This is a genomic window from Pseudomonas sp. T8 (genome assembly GCF_024610635.1).
GTDB classification, from domain to species: Bacteria; Pseudomonadota; Gammaproteobacteria; order Pseudomonadales; family Pseudomonadaceae; genus Aquipseudomonas; species Aquipseudomonas chlororaphis_I.
Genome location: NZ_CP102374.1, coordinates 5,860,346 through 5,882,460 on the forward strand (window position 1 = coordinate 5,860,346; position 22,115 = coordinate 5,882,460).

At 59.5% G+C, this 22,115-nt stretch carries 22 protein-coding genes and 1 tRNA gene; 21 read left to right on the forward strand and 2 right to left on the reverse strand.

Annotated features, from left to right (window positions below; genetic code table 11):
* Positions 1 to 84 precede the first annotated feature (84 nt).
* Entirely contained in the window at positions 85 to 1,452 is a 1,368-nt protein-coding gene (locus NRG23_RS26640) for an OprD family porin (RefSeq protein WP_101283288.1), read from the reverse strand.
* Between the two features lie 923 nt (positions 1,453 to 2,375).
* On the opposite strand from NRG23_RS26640, the gene NRG23_RS26645 reads away from it, so the two are divergent.
* A complete protein-coding gene (locus NRG23_RS26645; protein WP_028683237.1) occupies positions 2,376 to 2,801 on the forward strand; it encodes an HIT domain-containing protein in 426 nt (141 codons plus the stop codon).
* Between the two features lie 3 nt (positions 2,802 to 2,804).
* Entirely contained in the window at positions 2,805 to 3,011 is a 207-nt protein-coding gene (locus NRG23_RS26650) for a SlyX family protein (RefSeq protein ID WP_009050472.1), read from the forward strand.
* 78 nt (positions 3,012 to 3,089) lie between these two features.
* Here NRG23_RS26650 and NRG23_RS32715 read toward each other — a convergent pair whose 3' ends face one another.
* Entirely contained in the window at positions 3,090 to 3,695 is a 606-nt protein-coding gene (locus NRG23_RS32715; RefSeq protein WP_009050471.1) for a cold-shock protein, read from the reverse strand.
* Positions 3,696 to 4,153: 458 nt separating this feature from the next.
* Between NRG23_RS32715 and NRG23_RS26660 the strand changes: the two genes are divergently transcribed.
* From NRG23_RS26660 to NRG23_RS26750, 19 genes are all read left to right on the forward strand, one after another.
* Positions 4,154 to 4,627 (forward strand): Dps family protein, encoded by a 474-nt coding sequence (locus tag NRG23_RS26660; RefSeq protein ID WP_009045289.1) that lies wholly within the window; start codon positions 4,154 to 4,156, stop codon positions 4,625 to 4,627.
* Between the two features lie 262 nt (positions 4,628 to 4,889).
* Complete coding sequence (locus NRG23_RS26665; protein WP_007931131.1) at positions 4,890 to 5,111, forward strand: FmdB family zinc ribbon protein; 222 nt, start codon at positions 4,890 to 4,892, stop codon at positions 5,109 to 5,111.
* Positions 5,112 to 5,207: 96 nt separating this feature from the next.
* Positions 5,208 to 6,983, forward strand: coding sequence for an aspartate--tRNA ligase (aspS, locus tag NRG23_RS26670; protein ID WP_009050470.1), 1,776 nt, complete (start codon positions 5,208 to 5,210; stop codon positions 6,981 to 6,983).
* Between the two features lie 117 nt (positions 6,984 to 7,100).
* The gene (locus NRG23_RS26675; RefSeq protein ID WP_007931120.1) at positions 7,101 to 7,847 is read left to right on the forward strand and encodes a YebC/PmpR family DNA-binding transcriptional regulator; all 747 of its coding nucleotides are present in this window, start codon (positions 7,101 to 7,103) and stop codon (positions 7,845 to 7,847) included.
* 163 nt (positions 7,848 to 8,010) lie between these two features.
* On the forward strand, positions 8,011 to 8,535 hold the full coding sequence (gene ruvC, locus NRG23_RS26680; RefSeq protein WP_007931118.1) for a crossover junction endodeoxyribonuclease RuvC: 525 nt from the start codon (positions 8,011 to 8,013) through the stop codon (positions 8,533 to 8,535).
* 114 nt (positions 8,536 to 8,649) lie between these two features.
* Entirely contained in the window at positions 8,650 to 9,258 is a 609-nt protein-coding gene (gene ruvA, locus NRG23_RS26685) for a Holliday junction branch migration protein RuvA (RefSeq protein WP_009050469.1), read from the forward strand.
* Entirely contained in the window at positions 9,259 to 10,317 is a 1,059-nt protein-coding gene (gene ruvB / locus NRG23_RS26690) for a Holliday junction branch migration DNA helicase RuvB (RefSeq protein WP_257372909.1), read from the forward strand.
* Between the two features lie 139 nt (positions 10,318 to 10,456).
* Positions 10,457 to 10,924 carry a tol-pal system-associated acyl-CoA thioesterase gene (ybgC, locus tag NRG23_RS26695; protein ID WP_009050467.1) on the forward strand — a complete coding sequence of 156 codons (468 nt, stop codon included), beginning with the start codon at positions 10,457 to 10,459 and terminating at the stop codon, positions 10,922 to 10,924.
* Positions 10,914 to 11,609, forward strand: coding sequence for a protein TolQ (tolQ, locus tag NRG23_RS26700; RefSeq protein ID WP_007931111.1), 696 nt, complete (start codon positions 10,914 to 10,916; stop codon positions 11,607 to 11,609). Before ybgC ends, tolQ begins: the two co-directional genes overlap by 11 nt.
* Before the next feature lie 14 nt (positions 11,610 to 11,623).
* On the forward strand, positions 11,624 to 12,076 hold the full coding sequence (tolR, locus tag NRG23_RS26705; protein WP_007931110.1) for a protein TolR: 453 nt from the start codon (positions 11,624 to 11,626) through the stop codon (positions 12,074 to 12,076).
* Entirely contained in the window at positions 12,076 to 13,155 is a 1,080-nt protein-coding gene (gene tolA / locus NRG23_RS26710; RefSeq protein WP_007931108.1) for a cell envelope integrity protein TolA, read from the forward strand. The genes tolR and tolA overlap by 1 nt, the downstream gene beginning before the upstream one ends.
* Positions 13,156 to 13,193: 38 nt before the next feature.
* On the forward strand, positions 13,194 to 14,453 hold the full coding sequence (tolB, locus tag NRG23_RS26715) for a Tol-Pal system beta propeller repeat protein TolB (protein WP_007931107.1): 1,260 nt from the start codon (positions 13,194 to 13,196) through the stop codon (positions 14,451 to 14,453).
* A 52-nt stretch (positions 14,454 to 14,505) separates the two neighbouring features.
* Positions 14,506 to 15,003, forward strand: a complete 498-nt coding sequence (gene pal, locus NRG23_RS26720) for a peptidoglycan-associated lipoprotein Pal (RefSeq protein WP_003178634.1) — start codon at positions 14,506 to 14,508, stop codon at positions 15,001 to 15,003.
* Between the two features lie 6 nt (positions 15,004 to 15,009).
* Entirely contained in the window at positions 15,010 to 15,834 is an 825-nt protein-coding gene (gene ybgF / locus NRG23_RS26725) for a tol-pal system protein YbgF (protein ID WP_007931106.1), read from the forward strand.
* Between the two features lie 166 nt (positions 15,835 to 16,000).
* Positions 16,001 to 16,648 (forward strand): 7-carboxy-7-deazaguanine synthase QueE, encoded by a 648-nt coding sequence (gene queE / locus NRG23_RS26730; RefSeq protein ID WP_009050465.1) that lies wholly within the window; start codon positions 16,001 to 16,003, stop codon positions 16,646 to 16,648.
* 1 nt (position 16,649) lies between these two features.
* Positions 16,650 to 17,351 carry a 7-cyano-7-deazaguanine synthase QueC gene (gene queC / locus NRG23_RS26735; RefSeq protein ID WP_016703389.1) on the forward strand — a complete coding sequence of 234 codons (702 nt, stop codon included), beginning with the start codon at positions 16,650 to 16,652 and terminating at the stop codon, positions 17,349 to 17,351.
* Between the two features lie 63 nt (positions 17,352 to 17,414).
* Positions 17,415 to 17,490 (forward strand) — tRNA-Lys (locus NRG23_RS26740).
* A 546-nt stretch (positions 17,491 to 18,036) separates the two neighbouring features.
* The gene (locus tag NRG23_RS26745) at positions 18,037 to 20,337 is read left to right on the forward strand and encodes a hypothetical protein (RefSeq protein WP_009050463.1); all 2,301 of its coding nucleotides are present in this window, start codon (positions 18,037 to 18,039) and stop codon (positions 20,335 to 20,337) included.
* A gap of 95 nt (positions 20,338 to 20,432) precedes the next feature.
* Positions 20,433 to 22,115: a hypothetical protein gene (locus tag NRG23_RS26750; RefSeq protein WP_016703391.1), complete on the forward strand. Its 1,683-nt coding sequence runs from the start codon at positions 20,433 to 20,435 to the stop codon at positions 22,113 to 22,115.

Here is a 22,115-nt window from a genome sequence, read left to right on the forward strand (position 1 = left end):
ACCGGAGCTTCAGCGAGTCGCCAGCCCCAATAAAAAGGCCCATCGAATGATGGGCCTTTTTTATTACTCGCTAAGTAACCGCTATTACAAGATCGACAGTGGGTAGTCGACGATCAGGCGGAACTCTTTGATATCGCCTTCACCTTGGTCGCTGTTAGCGAAGTGCCAAGCTTGACGAACGCGGAAGGAGAGATCTTTTGCCGGGCCAGACTGAACAACGTACTTGGCTTCGAAGTTGGTCTCGTTGTGTTTGCCATCGGCACCGTACAGCGGAGCACCGGTGTCTTTATTACGGTACATGCTGTTGGCAGCCAGACCGGTGCCATCGATATCCCAGCCTTTGACATAGCGGGTCATGAAGCTCAGACCAGGAATGCCGTACTCAGCCATCTTCAGATCGTAACGGATCTGTGCGGACTTCTCGTTCGGGCCGTTGAAGTCAGAGTACTGGATGGAGTTGGCGAGGAAGATCGAGTCGCCGCCGCGGTTGGCACCGCGCCTGGAGGAATCGTGGCCACCGACACCGATGTAGTCGAACGGAGTGTCACCATTGACCTTCTGGAACGCGACGGTAATGGTGTGTGCTCTCAGGAACGAGAAAGCGGCTGCCAGGGAGAACGTGGTGTTGCTGATGTCGCCCGCCTTGGCGCTGCCGGCGTCGGTGGTACGGTAGATGTTACCGTCCAGGTTCAGCGACTGATCGCCACCCATCGGGATGGTGTAGTTCAGGTTGGCGTAGTACTGGTTCCAGATGTCTTCCAGCTTGGCGCCGTAGAGCGATGCACTCAGGTTGTCGGTGATGCCGTACTTGCCACCGAAGTAATCGATGCTGTTGGCTGCCACACCGGCGTAGTTTGCATACAAATTGCCGTTACGAGCGTTGGAGTCCTGGCTGGTGGCCGAATAGAAGTGACCAGCTTCCAGATCAAGGTTTTTGATCTCGCTGCTCTGCAGTTGGAAACCGCTGGCAGTTTGAGGAAGGATACGGGAACCGCCGACCGCAAACACGGGGGAGGTGCTTGGCTGCATGTCGCCGGCTTTCAACTCGGTTTTGGATACGCGGAATTTGACGGCCGCGCCTGCTTTGCCCTGGCTGTTATTGACGTCGCCATCGGAGTCGCGGCTCATGTTGCCGGTACCGCCAGTGCCATCGCCGCCATCCAGTTTGATCGCCAGATAACCGAATGCATCGACGCCGACGCCTACGGTACCCTGGGTGTAACCAGAGCTGAAGTTGCCCCAGATGCCCTGGGTCCAGTCTTTCTGATCGTTGCTGTGGTCTTTGTTGTCACGGTTGAAGTAATAGTTACGCAACAGTACGTCGAACTTTGCGTCTTCAACAAAGCCTTTGGCTTCAGATTGGTCACTTACAAAAGGTGCGGCCGTAGCCACTTGAGTACTGGCTGCTGCTGCAACTGCCAGTGCGATCATGCTCCACTTCATCACGCGCATCGTGATTTGCTCCTTTGGTTTTTAGAAGAGTACTGCCGCCCCACCTGTTTTGTTATCTGGGCGGCTCTTTCTTTTTGTGTCGGCGCAAACTTATATCACGCCGACAATGTTGGCGATACTTACGTATCAGTCCTTTCAGCTTCTTTACGACCCTGTCGCAAAATGCTCGATCAATGTCGCAAATCCGCAGTCCGCATGTATCCGGACTGACAACTTCAGCGCTGTTTTCGAAGGCTTGAACCTGGAACAAAAAGAACTTTGGTCAAGCAGTCAAATCTCCATGGGGCAGCCTTGCCACTATTGTTATTAGTCTCAGGAAAGGCCGTTTTTCGATGGCTTCTCCCTGGGACAATATGGGTGTGAATGCAACAAGCGTGCACAAAACGCGAAGGCACCGATTTTTTTTCGGCGATAGCCCTTCAGGCTGTAAAAACCGCATAAAACAGTGGTTTTAAGGTCGTTTTGTTTGGGCTTGACGTTCCCTGTCCTCCTGGTGTTGCTCCCTGAAAAAAACGTATGCCATTCCAAAACGTTACCGGTTCACCCTGGTGAGTGAGTAGATGGCGGATGGTCAACGCACTGAGCGTAGACGCACTGTGAGATTTTGGTGCAAAAGTTTCTTGATGCAGCTCAGTCATCATGTGGCGTCGGGCACTGGAAGAATGCGCAGGGAAGGGGCTCTTTCGCGGTTTTCTCCTTGTTTTTTATGAGCTTCGTTCTGTCATGGTGCAGCCCGCCGGAAAATGTTCCAGGTCGGGGCGCTCTGACGTGTGGCATCTAGGATGAGTGTTGAGGCGGATCTGCGCAGCAGAGCGATGAACGCAAGAGCTTTCGCAGGTATGCTGCCGTTCTGTCGCTTGGCGGGCAGCCGGTCATGGCGTTCGCTAAGCTGAAACTTGATGAGCTGAGCGGGAGTGCGCGCGGTGTTCGCTTTAGATCCACGACTTCAACAAGACACATTGCCCATTGGGGATTTCCCCCTTTGCCGGCTGCTGTTGTCCAACGATTCCAATTACCCGTGGTTCATCCTGGTACCGCGCCGGGAAGATATCCGCGAGTTGTTTCAACTGGATGACGCGGACCAGCAGCAACTGTGGCGAGAAACCACGGCGCTGGCGGAGTTGCTTAAAGACTCGTTCGATGCGGACAAGTTGAATGTGGCGACTCTGGGTAATGTCGTCAGCCAGTTGCACATGCACGTTATCGTTCGCAAGCGCGACGACGCGGCCTGGCCTGCTCCGGTATGGGGCAAGCTGCCTGCCAAGCCCTACGACGCCGAACAGGTGGCCGTGATTCGTGAGCGGTTACGACTGGTACTGACCGATGATTTCAAGTTTCTGGAGGGCTGAGTCATGAGCCTGGAAGAACGGGTAACAGATCTGGAAAGCCGATTGGCTTTTCAGGATGACACCATTCAAGCCCTGAACGACGTGCTGGTAGGGCAGCAGCGGGTGGTCGAGCGTCTGCAGTTGCAGATGGCCGCTTTGCTCAAGCGTCAGGAGGAAATGGTGGGGCAGTTCGAGTCATTCGAAGAAGAGGCTCCGCCACCACATTACTGAGCGCCGGACGGTCTGCCGTCCAGGCAATAAAAAACCGCGAGCAGCCTGGCTGCGTCGCGGTTTTTTATTGGGCGTGAATCAGCGGCGTGGCAGTGCCGCAATCACGTCTTCGGCTTGCAGGCCCTTGTCACGATTCATGACGGAGAACTCCACGCGCTGGCCTTCCACCAGGACGCGGTGACCTTCGCCACGGATGGCGCGGAAATGCACGAAGATGTCATCGCCGGAGTCGCGAGAGATGAAGCCGAACCCCTTCGAAGTGTTGAACCACTTGACGGTGCCGGTATCGCGATTGCTCATGTCGTAGGTTTGCGAAGTGTTAGCCGAAGGAGACGATTTGTAGAAGCTGACAGCCAGGTGCAGAAGAACGGCAATCGCCGCGGTCACCAGGCTGAACAGCACAGCCGGCTGACCTGCGATAACCGGCATCGGCGCCAGCAGGGTCAAGGTCTGCAAGACCACCGCCAGCACCAGAAGCGCGCTGACCAGGTTTTGCAGTTGGTGACGCGGGCCTTTGTTCCAGTAGGGGATAACCGGAGCCAGTGTCAGGTTGAGCAGGCCGAAAAAGGCCAGGTAAAGAGCATCGGGTTGTTGCAGGAAGGGAACGGCTTCGGATCGCAGGCTAGGGATAAAGGACAGCAGCAAGGCTGCTGCGCCCGTTAGCAGGTGGACGATTTTCAACATTTTAATGAACTCACGTTAAGACGGATCACAAGGAAGAGCTGAGCGTGCACGGTTCGCTTCTGAACAATGGGAGGCGGTGAGCACGTGCGCGGGATCAGCCTATGCGCTGAAGCCGAGAAATAGGCAACAGCGACACGGCCTCTATTTAACAGCAAAGCCCAGGCCTTCTCAAATCAGGTGCTGTGGCCGGGTGGAGGGCGAAAGTCCGGATTGTCCTGAGGGAATACCGGACTATCGGGCAAAGCCTTGTTCTAGAGAGCCAGCATCTAAAAAATCGGGAACGGTGGCTTCTCAGGTGGGTCACAACCGGCGTGGGCTTTCTTGCAGGTACTGGTCGCCCGCTCGAGGGGCAATCTGTCGCACGGTCTCGGGCAATCCCGGGCTGCGGGTGCAGGGTAGTCTTGCTAGAGTGGTCCGGTACCTGACCTGTTGAATTCAATGTGCTAACGGAGATAGACATGGCAATCGATATCGGTATCAGCGCAGAAGATCGCAAATCCATCGTGGAGGGGCTCTCTCGCCTGCTTTCAGATACTTATGTGCTGTATCTGAAGACCCATAATTTCCACTGGAACGTCACGGGCCCGCAGTTCCGTACGCTGCACCTGATGTTCGAAGAGCAGTACAACGAACTGGCGCTGGCGGTGGACCTGATCGCCGAGCGTATCCGCGCCCTGGGGTTCCCGGCGCCAGGCGCCTATTCCATCTACGCGCGTCTTTCTTCGATCAAGGAAGAAGAGGGCGTACCAAGCGCCGATGAGATGATCAAGCAACTGGTGGCGGGGCAGGAAGCGGTGACTCGCACCGCCCGTGGCATTTTCCCGATCATCGACAAGGTCAGCGACGAACCCACCGCGGACCTGTTGACCCAGCGGATGCAGGTGCATGAGAAAACCGCGTGGATGCTGCGCTCGCTGTTGAGCGAGCAATAATCCCGCAGACCGAATGGCGCCGTTATCGGCGCCATTTGCTTTTATGGGGCATGACTTGTCGTCCGATCATGGCGGTTCGCCCTCAGGCCCGATGGCTGGGGTATGGCAACGGAGTGCTGGCTTCGTTTCGGCGGGCGATGGTCTATCGGTGCCGTCATACGGCTGCACAGGGCCGATTTAATGGATATAATCCCGCCCTTTGCTATATAACCCGGGCCTCGGCACGGGTTAAGCCAGACGTTAAGTACGCCGAGACGCTCTCATGCCCATGTACGACTACCAATGTGCTTCCTGTGGTCATCAGCTGGAAGCCATTCAAAAGATCAGCGCGCCTGCGTTGGTCGATTGCCCTGCCTGCCAGGCGCCCGAGCTGAAAAAAATGCTGTCCATGCCAGGTTTCCGCCTCAGCGGTTCGGGCTGGTATGAGACCGACTTCAAGACCGGCGCCAAGAAGAACCTGGCCGGTGGCGACAAAGCTGATTAAGTTGAACGACACGCGCGAGCTCTTGCATTATCCGGTACCCCGAGGTGCGCAAGGCCTCCCATCGAATTTCGAATTACGAGAAGTGAAACCACTACCATGATGCGCAGCCATTATTGCGGCCAACTGAACGAAAGCCTGGAAGGTCAGGAAGTTACCCTTTGCGGATGGGTCCACCGTCGTCGCGACCATGGCGGGGTGATCTTCCTCGATATCCGTGATCGTGAAGGTCTGGCCCAGGTGGTGTTCGACCCGGACCGCGCTGAAACCTTTGCCGCCGCGGACCGTGTGCGCAGCGAATACGTGGTCAAGATCACCGGCAAGGTGCGCCTGCGTCCGGCCGGTGCCGGCAACGCCAACATGGCTTCGGGCATGATCGAAGTCCTGGGCTACCAGCTGGAAGTGCTGAACGAAGCGGAAACCCCGCCGTTCCCACTCAACGAATACTCCGACGTGGGCGAAGAAACCCGCCTGCGCTATCGCTTCATCGACCTGCGCCGTCCAGAAATGGCCGAGAAGCTGCGTCTGCGCTCGCGCATGACCACCAGCATCCGTCGCTACTTGGACGAGAACGGTTTCCTCGACGTCGAAACCCCGATCCTGACCCGTGCCACCCCTGAAGGCGCGCGTGACTATCTGGTGCCGAGCCGTACCCACGCCGGCAGCTTCTTCGCTCTGCCGCAGTCGCCACAGCTGTTCAAGCAGTTGCTGATGGTCGCCGGCTTCGACCGCTACTACCAGATCGCCAAATGCTTCCGCGACGAAGACCTGCGTGCCGACCGTCAGCCTGAGTTCACCCAGATCGACATCGAAACCAGCTTCCTCGATGAAAAAGACATCATGGGCCTGACCGAAGGCATGATCCGCAACCTGTTCAAGGAAGTGCTGGATCTGGAATTCGGCGAGTTCCCGCACATGACCTTTGAAGAGGCCATGCGTCGCTACGGTTCCGACAAGCCGGACCTGCGTATCCCGCTGGAGCTGGTGGATGTTGCCGACCAGCTCAAGGAAGTCGAATTCAAGGTGTTCAGCGGCCCGGCCAACGATCCGAAATGCCGTATCGCCGCCTTGCGCGTTCCTGGCGGGGCGAGCATGCCGCGCAAGCAGATCGACGATTACACCAAGTTCGTCGGCATCTACGGCGCCAAGGGCCTGGCCTACATCAAGGTCAACGAACGCGCCAATGGCGTTGACGGTCTGCAGTCTCCAATCGTCAAGAACATCCCGGAAGCCAACCTGAACGTGATCCTCGATCGCGTGGGTGCGGTCGACGGCGACATCGTGTTCTTCGGCGCCGACAAGGCCAAGATCGTCAGCGAGGCCCTGGGCGCGCTGCGGATCAAGCTCGGTCACGACCTGAACCTGCTGACCTGCGAATGGGCTCCGCTGTGGGTCGTCGACTTCCCGATGTTCGAAGAGAACGACGACGGCAGCTTCACCGCGCTGCACCACCCGTTCACCGCGCCGAAGTGCTCGCCGGAAGAGCTGGAGGCCAACCCGGCGACCGCGCTGTCCCGTGCCTACGACATGGTGCTCAACGGCACCGAGCTGGGTGGCGGTTCGATCCGTATCCATCGCAAGGAAATGCAACAGGCGGTCTTCCGTCTGCTGGGCATCGATGAAGCGGAACAGGAAGAGAAATTCGGCTTCCTGCTGGACGCCCTGAAGTACGGCGCACCGCCGCACGGCGGCCTGGCGTTCGGTCTGGACCGTCTGGTGATGCTGATGACCGGCGCCCAGTCGATCCGTGAAGTGATTGCCTTCCCGAAAACCCAGAGCGCTGCTTGCGTGATGACCCAGGCTCCTGGCCTGGTCGACGCCAAGGCGCTGCGCGAGCTGCACATCCGCCTGCGCGAACAGCCAAAGGCTGAGTAAGGCCGACCTGAAGGCGCATCTGCGGATGCGCCTTTTTCTATTGGGTCGAGATATTTGTTGCCCGCCCGCCGTTACAGGCGTTGCGGGCATTGTTTCAAAGAGAATTTGGAGCGCGTTATGGCAGGTCATTCCAAGTGGGCGAACATCAAGCACCGCAAAGAGCGTCAGGATGCCAAGAGAGGCAAGATTTTCACCAAGTGGATCCGTGAGCTGACGGTCGCCGCTCGCCAGGGCGGTGGCGAACCCGGTTCCAACCCGCGTTTGCGTCTGGCCCTGGACAAGGCCCTGGGCGCCAACATGAGCCGCGACATCATCGATCGCGCCATTGCCCGTGGCGCTGGTGCGACCGAGGCCGACAACGTCGAAGAGCTGACCTATGAGGGGTATGGCCCGGGCGGCGTGGCGGTGATGGTCGAATGCATGACCGACAACCGCAACCGTACCGCAGCGGCCGTGCGCCATGCGTTCAGCAAATGTGGCGGCAACCTGGGTACTGACGGTTCGGTGGCGTATCTGTTCGAACGCAAGGGGCAGATCAGCTTTGCGCCGGGCGTCGATGAGGACGCACTGACCGATGCGGCGTTGGAAGCCGACGCCGATGACGTGGTTGTTCACGAAGACGGCTCGATCGATGTGTTTACCTCGTTCACTGGCTTCTATGCGGTACGCAACGCACTCGAAGAGGCCGGTTTCAAGGGCGACGACGCAGAGATCGTCATGCAGCCGACTACCAGCGCCGAGCTGGACCTGGAAGGCGCCGAGAAGATCCTCAAGCTGATCGACATGCTCGAAGACCTGGACGATGTGCAGAACGTCTACTCCAACGCGGATATTCCCCAGTCGGTGGCCGAGCAACTCGGCTGATGCTGATAGCACGATAAAAGATCGCAGCCTTCGGCGGTTTCCCCCCCTTTACACACAGGGTTACGCTGTACCTGTAGGGGAGCTGTCGAAGGCTGCGATTTTTTGTTTCTCCAGCTTCTCCCGGCGTTACCTTAGGCAACCGAATTTTCTCTTTGCAGGCGTTATGACTCTTATTCTTGGTATCGACCCGGGTTCGCGCATCACCGGTTACGGCGTGGTACGTGATACCGGGCGTGGCTGCGTGTACGTGGCTTCGGGCTGTATTCGCACGGGCGCCGGCGAGCTGCATGAGCGGCTGCAAATCGTCTATCGCGGGGTTCGTGAGGTCATTCAGACCTACGGTCCGGTGACCATGGGCATTGAAAAGGTGTTCATGGCGCGTAACGCCGACTCGGCCCTGAAACTGGGCCAGGCCCGTGGCGCGGCGATTGTGGCGGGGGCCGAGGAAAGCCTGGAAATCGCCGAATACACCGCCACTCAGGTCAAGCAGGCCGTGGCGGGCACCGGCGGGGCCAACAAGGAACAGGTGCAAATGATGGTCATGCACTTGCTCAAGTTGACCAGCAAGCCGCAGATCGACGCTTCGGACGCCCTGGCGATTGCCATCTGTCATGCCCACACCCGTTCCAGCCTGCTGCCCCACGGCCTGGGTACCGCACGCAGTCGTGGCGGCCGCCTGCGTCTCTGATAGCATCTGCGCAAACATTTGATGAGTGGAGCATCCCGCGCCTGTCTGCCCGGCCCGGATCTTCGCTCTGTGACCCGCCGGCCCCTGTTCTGGCCTGAGCTAAGGATCTGAAACGTGATTGGACGCTTGCGCGGCACCCTGGCTGAAAAACAGCCGCCGCACCTGATTCTCGATGTAAACGGTCTGGGTTACGAGGTGGAAGTCCCCATGACCACCCTGTACCGCCTGCCGTCGGTCGGTGAACCGCTCACCCTGCACACCCATTTGGTCGTGCGCGAAGATGCCCAGTTACTCTATGGCTTTGCCAGCAAGCGCGAGCGGGACTTCTTTCGCGAACTGATTCGCCTCAATGGCGTAGGGCCGAAACTGGCGCTGGCGCTGATGTCCAGCCTGGAGGTCGACGAACTGGTGCGTTGCGTGCAAGCACAGGACACCTCGGCGCTGACCAAGGTGCCGGGGGTCGGTAAAAAGACCGCGGAGCGTCTGCTGGTCGAGCTCAAGGACCGCTTCAAGGCCTGGGAAACCGTGCCGAGCATGTTTGCCCTGGTGCCGAACCAGCCGGATGCGCCGATGCCGGTGGCCAGTGCCGAGACCGATGCGGTCAGTGCCTTGATCTCCCTGGGCTACAAGCCGCAGGAAGCCAGCAAGGCGGTTTCCGCGATCAAGGAAAAAGGCCTGAGCAGTGAAGACATGATTCGCCGCGCCCTGAAGGGAATGATTTAAGTGATAGAAGCAGATCGTCTGATCGCCGCCACGGGCCCCCGTGAGCGCGAGGAAGTCCAGGACCGTGCGATTCGCCCCGTCAGCCTGGCCGAATACATCGGCCAGCCGACGGTGCGCGAGCAAATGGAGCTGTTCATCCAGGCTGCCCGCGGGCGCAACGAGTCGTTGGACCACACCCTGATCTTCGGCCCGCCGGGGCTGGGCAAGACCACGCTGGCCAACATCATCGCCCAGGAAATGGGGGTGTCGATCAAGAGCACCTCGGGCCCGGTGCTGGAGCGCCCCGGGGACCTGGCGGCGCTGCTGACCAATCTCGAACCGAACGACGTACTGTTTATCGATGAGATCCATCGTCTGTCGCCGATCGTCGAGGAAGTGCTGTACCCGGCCATGGAAGATTTCCAGCTGGACATCATGATCGGCGAAGGGCCAGCGGCCCGTTCGATCAAGCTCGACCTGCCGCCGTTCACCCTGGTGGGGGCGACGACTCGCGTGGGCATGTTGACCAACCCGCTGCGCGATCGCTTCGGCATTGTCCAGCGCCTGGAGTTCTATAGCACCGCGGACCTGGCGACCATTGTCGGGCGTTCCGCCGGCATTCTCGGCTTGCCGCTGGACCCGGACGGCGCCTTCGAAATCGCCCGGCGCGCCCGCGGCACGCCGCGTATCGCCAACCGTTTGTTGCGTCGGGTGCGGGACTTTGCCGAGGTTCGTGCCAAGGGCCACATCACCAAGCCCATCGCCGATCTGGCGTTGAACCTGCTGGATGTCGACGAGCGTGGCTTCGACCACCAGGACCGGCGCCTGTTGTTGACCATGATCGAGAAGTTCGACGGCGGGCCGGTGGGGGTCGACAGCCTGGCGGCCGCGATCAGCGAAGAGCGGCACACCATCGAGGACGTACTCGAGCCCTATCTGATCCAGCAGGGCTATATCATGCGTACGCCGCGGGGCCGTGTGGTGACCCGGCATGCCTATCTGCACTTCGGTCTTAACATCCCGTCACGATTGGGCGAGATGCCCGTGGTAGACGAATTCCTCGATGCCGTGGACGATTAATAACCGCTTGGGCAGCGATTTATTCGCAGCCTGTGTGGTCCTAGGGGGCTGGCATTGCCGTTATTTCGCCAGAAAGGCGTTCGAGAATGAAAAACAGTTGCCTGGCCGGATTGGCAACCTGAGGAGTAAGCACTAGAGTATGCGCGCGCAAAACGGGCTTGGGTCGTTCGCACATCGTTGTCGCGTTTATTACGAAGACACCGATGCCGGCGGCATCGTGTATTACGTTAATTACCTTAAGTTTATGGAACGGGCTCGAACCGAGCGGCTACGAGATCTGGGCTTTGCCCAATCGCAGCTGGCAGGGGAGAACCTGTTGTTCGTCGTGCATTCCAGCGAAGCGCGCTACCACGCGCCGGCGCGACTGGACGACGAGCTTCTGGTAAGTGCAGAAGTCATCGAATTGAACCGGGCCAGCCTGCGCTTCAAACAGCAGGTCAGGCGAGCCACGGATAATGCACTGCTCTGCGAAGGGCAGTTTCTGGTGGCCTGTGTGCGCACCGACAATTTGAAACCCCGGGCCATTCCCGAAGCTCTACGTGCGGCCTTTGCCGACGTGAGCGGCGCGGGTACACACTCAGAGCAGGAGATAAAGCGTGGAAGCTAACGTCGTCGACCATTCCTCCATGTGGAGCTTGGTCAGCAATGCCAGCATCGTTGTGCAGTTGGTAATGCTGACCCTGGTAGCCGCATCGGTGACCTCATGGATCATGATCTTTCAGCGCAGCAACCTGCTGCGCGCCGGTCGACGCGCCCTGGAGAGCTTCGAAGAGCGCTTCTGGTCGGGCATCGACCTGTCCAAGCTGTACCGTCAGGCGGGCAGCAACCCGGACCCTGATTCCGGTGTGGAGCAGATCTTCCGTGCCGGTTTCAAAGAGTTTTCGCGCCTGCGCCAGCAATCGGGCGTTGATCCCGAGGCGGTCATGGAAGGTGTCGCGCGTGCCATGCGTGTCGCCATCTCCCGCGAAGAAGAGAAGCTCGAGCAGAGCCTGCCGTTCCTCGCCACCGTCGGTTCGGTCAGCCCGTACATCGGTCTGTTCGGTACCGTCTGGGGGATCATGAACTCCTTCCGCGGCCTGGCCAGCGCCCAGCAGGCGACCCTGGCGACCGTAGCACCGGGTATCGCCGAAGCCCTGATCGCCACCGCGATCGGCCTGTTTGCCGCGATCCCGGCCGTTATTGCCTATAACCGTTTTGCGGCCCGTGGCGAGACCCTGATCAGCCGTTACTACACCTTCGCCGACGAGTTCCAGGCGATCCTGCACCGTAAAGTGCACACCAGCGAAGAGTGAGCAGGTAAATCCCCATGGCCCGAGTTCGCCACAAACGCAAGCCGGTTGCCGAGATGAACGTGGTGCCCTACATCGACGTGATGTTGGTACTGCTGGTTATCTTCATGGTGACCGCGCCGATGCTCAATCAGGGCGTGAAAGTCGATCTGCCCAAGGTTTCCAGCGAAGCCTTGCCGCAGGACAACAACACCCAGGTCCTGACCATTTCGATCAAGGCTGACAAGACCTACTACTGGAACCTTGGCAGTGAAGTCGACACTGACAAGCAGATGGACAAGGCCATGACCTTGCCGCAGATGACCGACGCCGTGACCAAGATCATTCGCGCCGGCAATGAAGGCGGCAAGCATACCCAGGTGTTCATTCGCGGCGACAAGTCCGTTGACTACGGTGCCGTCATGGGCGCCATGGGCGGGCTGCAGAAGGCCGGCGTCGGTAACGTTGGCTTGATTACCGAGGCGCCCTGATGCAGCAACAGCGAGAGCCGTCCGCCTCGGAAAGCTACTTCTGGCCTAGCGTGTGGGCAATTGCCCTGCACGTTCTGGTGTTCGGCATGCTGTTCGTCAGTTTTGCCATGACGCCGGAGTTGCCGCCGTCCAAGCCGATCGTCCAGGCGACCCTGTATCAGCTGAAATCGAAAAGTCAGGCGACCACCCAGACCAATCAGAAGATTGCGGGAGAGGCGAAGAAATCCGCCGCGCGCCAGACCGAAGTCGAGCAGATGGAGCAGAAAAAGGTCGAGCAGGAAGCGGTCAAGGCTGCGGAACAAAAGAAAGAAGAGGCTGCTCAAAAAGCCGAGGAAGCGAAAAAGGCCGACGAAGCCAAGAAAGCGGATGAAGCGAAGAAGGCTGATGAAGCCAAGAAAGCCGACGACGCGAAGAAGGCTGCGGAAGCGAAAAAGGCTGAAGAGAAACAATTGGCTGATATAGCCAAAAAGAAAGCCGAAGAAGAAGCCAAGAAAGCCGCCGAAGAAGAGGCCAAGAAAAAGGCCGCTGAAGAGGCGAAGAAAAAGATAGTCGAAGACGCGAAGAAGAAAGCCGCGGAAGACGCCAAGAAGAAAGCTGAAGCAGACGAGGCGAAGAAGAAGGTCGCCGAGGACGCGAAGAAGAAAGCCGCCGCCGACGCAGCCAAGAAAAAGGCTCAGGAAGCAGCGCGTAAATCCGCCGAAGATAAAAAGGCCCAGGCCCTGGCTGATTTGCTTTCCGACACGCCGCAGCGTCAGCAGGCCTTGGCGGACGAGCAGGGCGACGAAGTCGCGGGCAGTTTCGACGATCTGATTCGTGCTCGTGCGGCGGAAGGCTGGGCTCGTCCTCCTTCGGCGCGCAACAACATGACTGTCGTGCTGCAAATCGGCATGTTGCCGGATGGTACGGTGACTTCCGTGTCGGTGGCCAAGTCCAGCGGCGATGGTCCGTTCGATGCCTCGGCGGTAGCTGCGGTCAAGAACATTGGACGTTTGACAGAAATGCAGGGAATGAAGCCGAGCGATTTCGCTCCGTATCGTTCATTCAAGATGACATTCACACCTGAGGATCTAGCCTTGTGAGAAACCTTCTTCGAGGATTGCTTGTCGTTATTTGCTGTATGGCAGGGATAGCGACAGCGGATGAAAAGAACATTCTGGTCACCAGTGGCAGTGACCGGGCCACGCCCATCGCCGTAGTGCCGTTCGGTTGGCAAGGGGGCAGCGTGCTGCCCGACGACATGGCTGAAATCATCGGCAACGACCTGCGCAACTCGGGTTACTACTCGCCGATTCCAAAGCAGAACATGATCAGCCTGCCGACCCAGGCCAGCGAAGTCATCTACCGTGACTGGAAGGCCCTGGGCGCCCAGTACATCATGGTCGGCAGCATTGTCCCGGCGGGCGGTCGCCTGCAGGTGCAATACGCCCTGTTCAACGTCGCCACCGAACAGCAAGTGCTGACCGGTAGCGTCTCGGGCAGCGTCGACCAGCTGCGCGACATGGCTCACTACATCTCCGACCAGTCGTTCGAGAAGCTCACCGGTATCAAGGGCGCCTTCTCGACTCGCATGCTGTATGTCACGGCAGAGCGTTTCTCCGAGAAGAACACGCGCTACACCCTGCAACGCTCCGACTATGACGGCGCGCGTGCGGTGACCCTGCTGCAATCCCGTGAGCCGATCCTGTCGCCGCGCTTCGCGCCGGACGGCAAGCGCATTGCCTATGTGTCGTTCGAACAGAAGCGTCCGCGCATCTTCGTTCAGCACATCGACACTGGCCGTCGCGAGCAGATCACCAACTTCGAAGGCCTGAACGGCGCGCCTGCCTGGTCGCCGGACGGCCAGCGCCTGGCGTTCGTGCTGTCCAAGGACGGCAACCCGGACATCTATGTGATGAACCTGGGGTCGCGTCAGATCTCGCGTGTGACCGCAGGTCCTGGCATCAACACCGAACCGTTCTGGGGCAAGGATGGTTCGACCATCTACTTCACCTCGGACCGTGGCGGCAAACCACAGATCTACAAGACCAGCGCCGGTGGTGGCGGTGCGGAACGGGTGACTTTCGTGGGCAACTACAACGCCAACCCGAAACTGTCCGCGGATGAAAAAACCCTGGTCATGATTCACCGGCAGGACGGCTTCACAAACTTCAAGGTAGCTGCCCAGGATTTGCAGCGTGGCAACGTAAAAATCCTTACCGACAGCACACTTGATGAGTCGCCTACTGTTGCGCCCAACGGCACCATGGTAATCTACGCCACCCGCCAGCAGGGCCGGGGAGTCTTGATGCTCGTGTCCATTAATGGACGCGTGAGGCTCCCGCTTCCTACCGCTCAAGGCGAAGTCAGAGAACCGTCCTGGTCCCCTTACCTGAACTGACGCGGCGCTTTACGTTTTACTTAACACACTGGGGTTCATTAGGAGTTTCACGATGGAAATGCTGAAGTTTGGTAAGTTTGCTGCGCTGGCTCTGGCCATGGCTGTAGCTGTAGGTTGCTCCTCCAAAGGCGGCGACAACGCTGGTGAAGGCGCTGTTGATCCAAACGCTGGTTACGGCGCTAACACCGGTGCAGTTGACGGCTCCCTGAGCGAAGAAGCCGCTCTGCGCGCAATCACCACCTTCTACTTCGAATACGACAGCTCGGACCTGAAGCCAGAAGCCATGCGCGCTCTGGACGTTCACGCCAAGGACCTGAAAGCAAACGGCGCTCGCGTTGTTCTGGAAGGCAACACCGACGAACGTGGTACTCGTGAGTACAACATGGCTCTGGGCGAGCGTCGTGCGAAAGCCGTTCAGCGCTACCTGGTGCTGCAAGGCGTTTCCCCAGCTCAGCTGGAACTGGTTTCCTACGGCGAAGAGCGTCCAGTTGCTACCGGCAACGACGAGCAGTCCTGGGCTCAAAACCGTCGCGTCGAACTGCGTAAGTAATTCGTCATGCGAACGTGCCGTCGTGCTCTAACTGTCTTGGCTCTCAGCCTCGCGCCGCTTTCGGTGTGGGCTGCGGTTCCTGTGGTCGATAACAACTCGGGCTATAACAATAGCGGAGGCAGTTATCCGCCAGCGGGTTATGGTACGAACGGCGCCTATGCCGGGGGAGGGGTTTCGACCCCTGTCTCGGCACAGGGCGAGCTGTTCCAGCAACTGCAGCAAATGCAGGATCAAATCGCACGGCAACAAGGTGTGATTGAAGTACTGCAAAACGATATTGCGCGCATGAAGCAGGAAAGCCTGGAGCGTTACCAGGATCTTGATCGGCGCATTGGAGCGGGCGGTGCACCTGCCGCGACTCCTGATAATTCTTCTGCCGGTGGTGATGCAAGTGCCGCCGGTGCCGCTGCCGGGGCTGCCTCGCAAGCTCCAGCGGCAAGCAGTGAACCGGGCGATCCGGCGAAGGAAAAGCTGTATTACGAGGCAGCCTTCGACCTGATCAAGGCCAAGGACTTCGACAAGGCCAGCCAGGCTTTCGCCGCGTTCCTGCGTAAATACCCGAATAGCCAGTACGCAGGTAATGCCCAGTACTGGTTGGGCGAAGTGAACCTGGCCAAAGGCGACCTGCAAGGGGCCGGCCAGGCATTCGCCAAGGTATCCCAGCTGTATCCGAAGCATGCCAAGGTGCCGGACTCGCTGTACAAGCTGGCTGACGTAGAGCGCCGCCTGGGTCACACTGACAAGGTCAAGGGCATTCTGCAGCAGGTGGTGGCCCAATATCCGGGTACTTCCGCCGCCCAGCTGGCTCAGCGCGATCTGCAACGCATGTAATCGAGTTTGAGCTGTTTGGAAGAAACCCGCGCTTGCCGCGGGTTTTTTCGTTAGAATCCATGCCCTTTTTATGAAACACGCTTCCTGGGATTACCGTGTTTGCGGGATTCCTCGAGGTGCCTGACGGAGGCGGACAGCCTGTTTAGCTGTTACGCCCGTGGCGACTATGCAAGACACATTGAGAATTACCGAAGTTTTTTACTCGTTGCAGGGTGAAACTCGGACTGCCGGCCTGCCCACGGTATTTGTGCGCCTGACCGGTTGTCCGCTGCGTTGCCAGTACTGCGACAGTGCCTATGCCTTCAGCGGCGGCACCATCCGCACCCTCGAGAGCATTCTCGAGCAGGTCGCCGGTTTCCGCCCACGTTACGTCTGTGTGACCGGGGGCGAACCTCTGGCGCAACCTAACGCCATTCCCCTGCTCAAGCAGCTGTGTGACGCCGGTTACGAAGTCTCGCTGGAAACCAGCGGAGCCCTGGATATTTCCGCGGTCGATCCGCGGGTCAGTCGAGTGCTCGACCTGAAGACGCCGGGATCGGAAGAGGTCCAGCGCAATCGTTATGAAAACATCGAGCTGCTGACGCCGAACGACCAGGTCAAGTTTGTCATCTGTTCCCGTGAGGACTACGACTGGGCGGTTTCCAAGCTGATCCAGTATGGTCTGGAGCGGCGGGCGGGCGAGGTGCTGTTCTCGCCGAGCCATCACGACCTGAATGCGCGCGATCTGGCCGACTGGATCGTCGCGGATAACCTGCCGGTGCGCCTGCAATTGCAGCTGCATAAATATCTTTGGAATGACGAGCCGGGGCGCTGATATGACTGATCAAGCACAGAAGCAAGTGGCCGCTGAAAAGCGTGCGGTAATCCTGCTGTCCGGCGGTCTGGATTCGGCCACCGTGGTGGCCATGGCCCGTGCCGAAGGTTACCGCTGCTACACCATGAGCTTCGATTACGGCCAGCGTCATCGCGCCGAGTTGCAGGCGGCCGAGCGTGTCGCTCGCGACCTGGGCGTGGTCGAGCACAAGGTGATCGGCCTCAACCTCAACGGTATCGGCGGCTCCGCGCTGACCGACAGCTCCATCGATGTGCCCGAGGCTCCGAGCGAAGGGATCCCCGTCACCTACGTGCCGGCACGTAACACCGTGTTCCTGTCCCTGGCACTGGGCTGGGCAGAAGTATTGGGCGCGCGGGACATCTTCATTGGTGTCAACGCCGTGGACTATTCGGGGTACCCGGATTGCCGTCCGGAGTTCGTCGAGGCCTTCGAGCGCATGGCCAACCTGGCGACCAAGGCCGGGGTAGAGGGGCAGGGATTCCGTATCCAGGCACCACTGCAGAACCTGAGCAAGGCCGATATCGTCAAGGCAGGCGTCAAGCTCGGGGTTGATTACGGCCTGACCGTGTCCTGCTACCAGGCCGATGATCAAGGGCGTGCCTGCGGCAAGTGCGACAGCTGCCGTCTGCGTGCAGAAGGTTTTGCCGCGGCCGGTGTCAGCGACCCAACAGCTTATTTTTGATTTTTTTCATATTGGGTGTTGAATTCTTTTTATAAATCAGTATTATACGCGCCACCACACAGCGGGTCGTTAGCTCAGTTGGTAGAGCAGTTGGCTTTTAACCAATTGGTCGTAGGTTCGAATCCCACACGACCCACCATTTTCTAGCAGTATTTAAAATCCGAAAGGCCCACGAAAGTGAGGATTTTCGGGTTTTTTTTTGCCTGCAGAAAAGAGGGGGCGGGGCTGGAAGGTGTTCAAGGTACAACAGGGGCCTCTAAGGTCTACGTACTTGTGATGGTTCTACCGCGCTTCTGTCGGCCCATACCGCCCATGGCCCTTCAAGATCTTGTGGCTTCAGCATTCTCCCCCTCATGAAGGGAGCACAGGCCACTACCCATCCATGTCGTCTCACATGCACGAACGCGTTGCGACGATGCGTGCCTGCACCAGACCCGATGCCATTCGGCCACTCAAAGGCCGCGATCGGACAGCATCCGGTTCGATACGAAAAAGCAGAATACATGCCACATGCACCTACCAACTCTGGTAGTTGCCGGTGCTCAAGAATGCCCGAATGATGATCCGGCCGCTCACTCGTCCTTATCAATGACTCAAACAACGCTCGCCGGCACGCGGGTGACAAGGTCGAGCGTTCCGGCACGACGCTCACTTCATGTCACAGGACGTTACGGGAGACAGAGTTATGTTGGATATCGGAACCTCGGATACCTTGAAGTACGATTTCGGCGGAAGGTCATACACGATCCAGATTTACAAGGACAATCAGGACGCGAAAAAGTATTACATCGTTCCGCAGCCGCAATTCGCGATCGCCACGAGCGGTCTGCCGGAATTCTCGCTGCAGCAGTTCACGAATGGCGCGGGCGTTTCCGGACAGTGCAATTTCCAGACTGTGCTGCAAACTCCGCCGGGGGCCATCGAGGCCGTGCAGCAGAAGTTCGGCAGCGACGTCCGGATCGGCGGCTGGGACTGGACTCTCGGTACCACCTGGTTCAACTACCAGTATCCCGACAAAGACGGGCAGATACACAGCTATTCGGCGGTGGCCTGGCCTTCTCTGGCGCCGACCACCGGTGATATCGGGCAGGCGAGCGCCCGTGCGTCGTTCTTGATCTCCCTGCCGGACCAGGCCGCGGTCGCGGCGTTCATCACCGCGTTCAGCAGCCCGGGTGGTGGTGGCACGTACGATGTCCAGTACCAGATGCACGTGCCGGGATCGTTACCGGGCGTGACGGTCACGATTGGATTCGACTCGAGCGTCGCCTATCAGTACGAGCAGACCATCCAGGTCGACAAAAACGTCTGGGGTTCGGAAACCAGCCGCACCGTCGAAATCAATCAGTACCTGAGCCAGTCGCAGTCCGGCACGATCGATTATATCTGGGGCAAGATCGACCCAATGTCGGCGCAGGGGCAGGCGATCACCAACTGGGCGCAGCAAACCTTGCAGAATGCCGTCACCCAGTCCGTCAACGCGACCATCGCGATGATGCAGACGAACAATCCATCAGGAAACGACTACTCCTTCAGCATGAGCCAGGTGAGTTCGTTCTCGTACACCTACTCGCAGAACACGGTGGTCGATTGGATTGCGCAGTCGTCGAGCCTGCTGCCTGCCTTCCCGGCGGATGTGTGGGATCGGGTCTACAAGGTGGTCGACTACACCCCGCTCTCGGTCGTGTTCCAGCTGACCAACGTCGACCTGATCAGCGCCGGGGTCGCCTCGGTGCAGGTTCTGGTGCAATCGCCGTCGGGCAACGACTCCGCGACCCTGACCAAGGACAACACCAGTTGGCCCTTCAAGCGCCCCGCGGTCAGCAATCCGGATGGCTCGCCCAACCTGCGCTATTCGTACAAATACATCGTCACCTACACGGACAAAACGTCGTATGAGTCGCCGACGATCCAGGGCGACGCCGCCGCCGTGGGAGGCGCGAGCGTGACATTCACTGCCGGTTCGCTCGCAGCGCTGGCCGTTACGTTCCAGACGTCGGGCATCCAGTTTGGGACCTCTGCGCAATCGGTGCGGCAAGTGCAAGTCGACTTCGTATTCGTCAATACCAACGTGGCACCCGGCCAGGCGGCAGAGGCCAAGACGCTGAACTATGTGTTCTATGCGAACGAGGAAAAGTGGCCCGTATCGTTCCTGACCGCGCTCCCTTATACGACGAACTACACCTACTCGGTGATCTACGTCATGGGCGACGGTTCGCGCGTGTCCCTCGCGCCCAGCCAGCCAACCAACCAGAACTCTGTGCAGATCGGATCCCCGCTGGCCCTGCAGCAGGTCACCCTGTATCCGGTATGGACGCCGGGCATGGAAAACGTCTATGTATCCGCGTACTACGTCGATCCGGACAACAGCATTTCGGTGCAGGGCAATGTCTGGCAGGTCGACCAGAAAGGCGATCCGATCGACCCGTGGAAATTCCTCGCGCCGAACAACAAGAACGCCTACTGCGACGTGACGGTGCAATACGTAGACGACGGCGAAATCATCGGTTACCCGACGCCGTGGTACGTGCCGCAGCGGCAACCGATCAACGTTACCGCAAAGCAGACTCCGACCATGGTGACCATCGATCCGTCGCTGATCCAGTGGAACCTGTATGACATGGTCAAGATCGACATCTACCTGCTGAATGCGACCGGGCAACCGATCAAGCAGCACCCGTTCCAGTTCCTCAAGGGAACGGGCAGTCAGTACTACTCGTTCATGCTCGACGGGCAGGAGCCCAGCCTGACCTGGTACTACTCGGGTGCCTACTATCCGAAGGACGCAGCGCCAGTCGTCATCCAACAGACGAAGATGACATCGGCGTTACTCGTGTTGCCAAGGACATGGAGCGAGAGGCAGGTGCTGGCCAACGAACGGCCCTACCTCGTTCCGCAAGAGCATGCGCACGCGATCGAGGCAGCTCACCTTCGTCTAATCACGGGCGTCAACGTGGCCAGAGAGGAAGCGCTCACGAGTGTGAAATAACGTGCGCCACCGCCCGGCTTGCGCCGGGCGGACTGCAATGTCGCGGGGGCTGTTGCCCCCGCATTCCTGCACGCACTCATAGGTTCGGAGCCACCATGGCGAACATCCTCTATCGCATCGTCGGTCACGGGCTGGACGGGGATACCCCACCGCTCAGCTTGATCGTGCTGAATCTCGTTTATCTCGACACGGAGCACAATTACTGCGCGAACCACTGGTGCGCGCTCACCGCCGCGCATCCGGAGGACACGTGGCAGTTCGACCCTGGCCCCGCCACCGCCGGCGGCGTCCTGTATGAGGGCCAGCAATTCGGCCCCACCGGCGAAGCCACGCCGATTCCGCTCACGGTGGCCGACGGTACGACGATCCAGGTCGGCGCCGGCATTCCCGCCACCACCGCTGTCACCGTCACACCGCTGCTGATCGACTGGACCCGGGTCGCGCGCATCGACGTGGAGCTCGCCGGTCATTCGCTGACCTTCACCACCGCCAGCGCCACCGCCCGCTGGCTGTCGCTGCCGCCCGCAGGTTACCCATGGACGGCGACCTACACGCTGAACGACGACTCGACCTGGGTGCAGTCGGGCGCCGGTTCGACGCCGCTGCTGGTGCTACCGGCGCTGCCGCCCGTCACACCGGTCACTTTCTCGCCGGTCGCGGACTACTTCGAAACGCTGCCGATCGAATCGATCGCGCTGACCGTCGCCAACCCGGGCGGGGCGCCTGGTCACAACGTCTTCAATCCGGGCCGCACACAGCCATGGTCGACCGGCATCTTCCAGACGGCGATTTCCCCGGTCGCGTGGTGGCTCGACTACCACTATCGCTACGTCGTCACGTTCAAGCCGGAGGCGGGACTCCAGCCGTTCGACTCGGGCGAGATCGACGGGCTGGGCGCGACATCGATCACGCTCGACGAGGTCGGCATTCGCGACTTCGTCCTCGACGGCCAGATGCCCGCCCTCATCCAGAGCGTCAGCGTCCGCTATGAGTTCGGCGGGAATAGCGAGAGGAGCGCGCTGCCGGTGCGCCTCGTCGCGCGCAGCGACTATACGCCGGGTTCGTTCTCCTACTGGCTCGAGTACACGATCGCCGGCAAGACGCCGGACCAGGCCGGTCAGGAGACCGGCACCGTCATCCAGCCCGGCGCGCAGCCCGCCCTCGCGTTCGTCAAGGCCGAGTCTCCGTTGCAGGAGAAGTCGGTCACGTTGACCGCGCACAGGCTCGGCGTGGGGGATCAGGTGCAGCTTGCGCTCAGCACGAGCGAATCGGGCAACCTGGGTATCCCGTCATGGACATGGGCGATCCAGGGCTTCGGTCCGGCGGGTGTCACGCTCGACCGCGTCCATCCGTCCATCACGTACCGGTACATGGTGGTCGATCCGGATTCAGCCGCGACCAGCTTCGCGGGCACGCTGCAGGTCAACGATGAGCTCACGCCGTTCGATATCCCGACAGCCGCCGTCAGCGTGGACATCACGCCTCATACGCTGCCCGCGTCGGTCACGCTCGATCCATCGCGGATCGACTGGAGCGTGAACGAGCAGGTGAAGGTGACGGTAACGTTCACCAACCCGCCAGGCGACGGGCAAGACTTCACGTTCACCCGCGAAAGCGGCTACGAGTATGCAAGTAGCACATCCGTCGACGGTGTGACGCCGATCTACGATTACCTTGCCCTTTATTACCTGGCAGACGGGACGACGCGTATCGAGTCCGCGAACAATCAGACGAGCATGCTGCTGGTTCTGCCCCCGCGCGGCACCGGGCAGGGATAG

Excerpts from the sequence above, each read along its gene's own strand:
- NRG23_RS26650 (WP_009050472.1), top strand. The coding sequence starts at position 2,805 with ATGAGCCTGGAAGAACGGGTAACAGATCTGGAAAGCCGATTGGCTTTT.
- aspS (WP_009050470.1), top strand. The coding sequence starts at position 5,208 with ATGATGCGCAGCCATTATTGCGGCCAACTGAACGAAAGCCTGGAAGGT.
- ruvC (WP_007931118.1), top strand. The coding sequence starts at position 8,011 with ATGACTCTTATTCTTGGTATCGACCCGGGTTCGCGCATCACCGGTTAC.
- queE (WP_009050465.1), top strand. The coding sequence starts at position 16,001 with ATGCAAGACACATTGAGAATTACCGAAGTTTTTTACTCGTTGCAGGGT.
- ybgC (WP_009050467.1), top strand. The coding sequence starts at position 10,457 with ATGCGCGCGCAAAACGGGCTTGGGTCGTTCGCACATCGTTGTCGCGTT.
- NRG23_RS26675 (WP_007931120.1), top strand. The coding sequence starts at position 7,101 with ATGGCAGGTCATTCCAAGTGGGCGAACATCAAGCACCGCAAAGAGCGT.
- queC (WP_016703389.1), top strand. The coding sequence starts at position 16,650 with ATGACTGATCAAGCACAGAAGCAAGTGGCCGCTGAAAAGCGTGCGGTA.
- NRG23_RS32715 (WP_009050471.1), bottom strand. The coding sequence starts at position 3,695 with ATGTTGAAAATCGTCCACCTGCTAACGGGCGCAGCAGCCTTGCTGCTG.
- NRG23_RS26640 (WP_101283288.1), bottom strand. The coding sequence starts at position 1,452 with ATGCGCGTGATGAAGTGGAGCATGATCGCACTGGCAGTTGCAGCAGCA.
- NRG23_RS26665 (WP_007931131.1), top strand. The coding sequence starts at position 4,890 with ATGCCCATGTACGACTACCAATGTGCTTCCTGTGGTCATCAGCTGGAA.
- tolB (WP_007931107.1), top strand. The coding sequence starts at position 13,194 with ATGGCAGGGATAGCGACAGCGGATGAAAAGAACATTCTGGTCACCAGT.
- NRG23_RS26750 (WP_016703391.1), top strand. The coding sequence starts at position 20,433 with ATGGCGAACATCCTCTATCGCATCGTCGGTCACGGGCTGGACGGGGAT.
- tolA (WP_007931108.1), top strand. The coding sequence starts at position 12,076 with ATGCAGCAACAGCGAGAGCCGTCCGCCTCGGAAAGCTACTTCTGGCCT.
- ybgF (WP_007931106.1), top strand. The coding sequence starts at position 15,010 with ATGCGAACGTGCCGTCGTGCTCTAACTGTCTTGGCTCTCAGCCTCGCG.
- tolR (WP_007931110.1), top strand. The coding sequence starts at position 11,624 with ATGGCCCGAGTTCGCCACAAACGCAAGCCGGTTGCCGAGATGAACGTG.
- NRG23_RS26745 (WP_009050463.1), top strand. The coding sequence starts at position 18,037 with ATGTTGGATATCGGAACCTCGGATACCTTGAAGTACGATTTCGGCGGA.
- NRG23_RS26660 (WP_009045289.1), top strand. The coding sequence starts at position 4,154 with ATGGCAATCGATATCGGTATCAGCGCAGAAGATCGCAAATCCATCGTG.
- pal (WP_003178634.1), top strand. The coding sequence starts at position 14,506 with ATGGAAATGCTGAAGTTTGGTAAGTTTGCTGCGCTGGCTCTGGCCATG.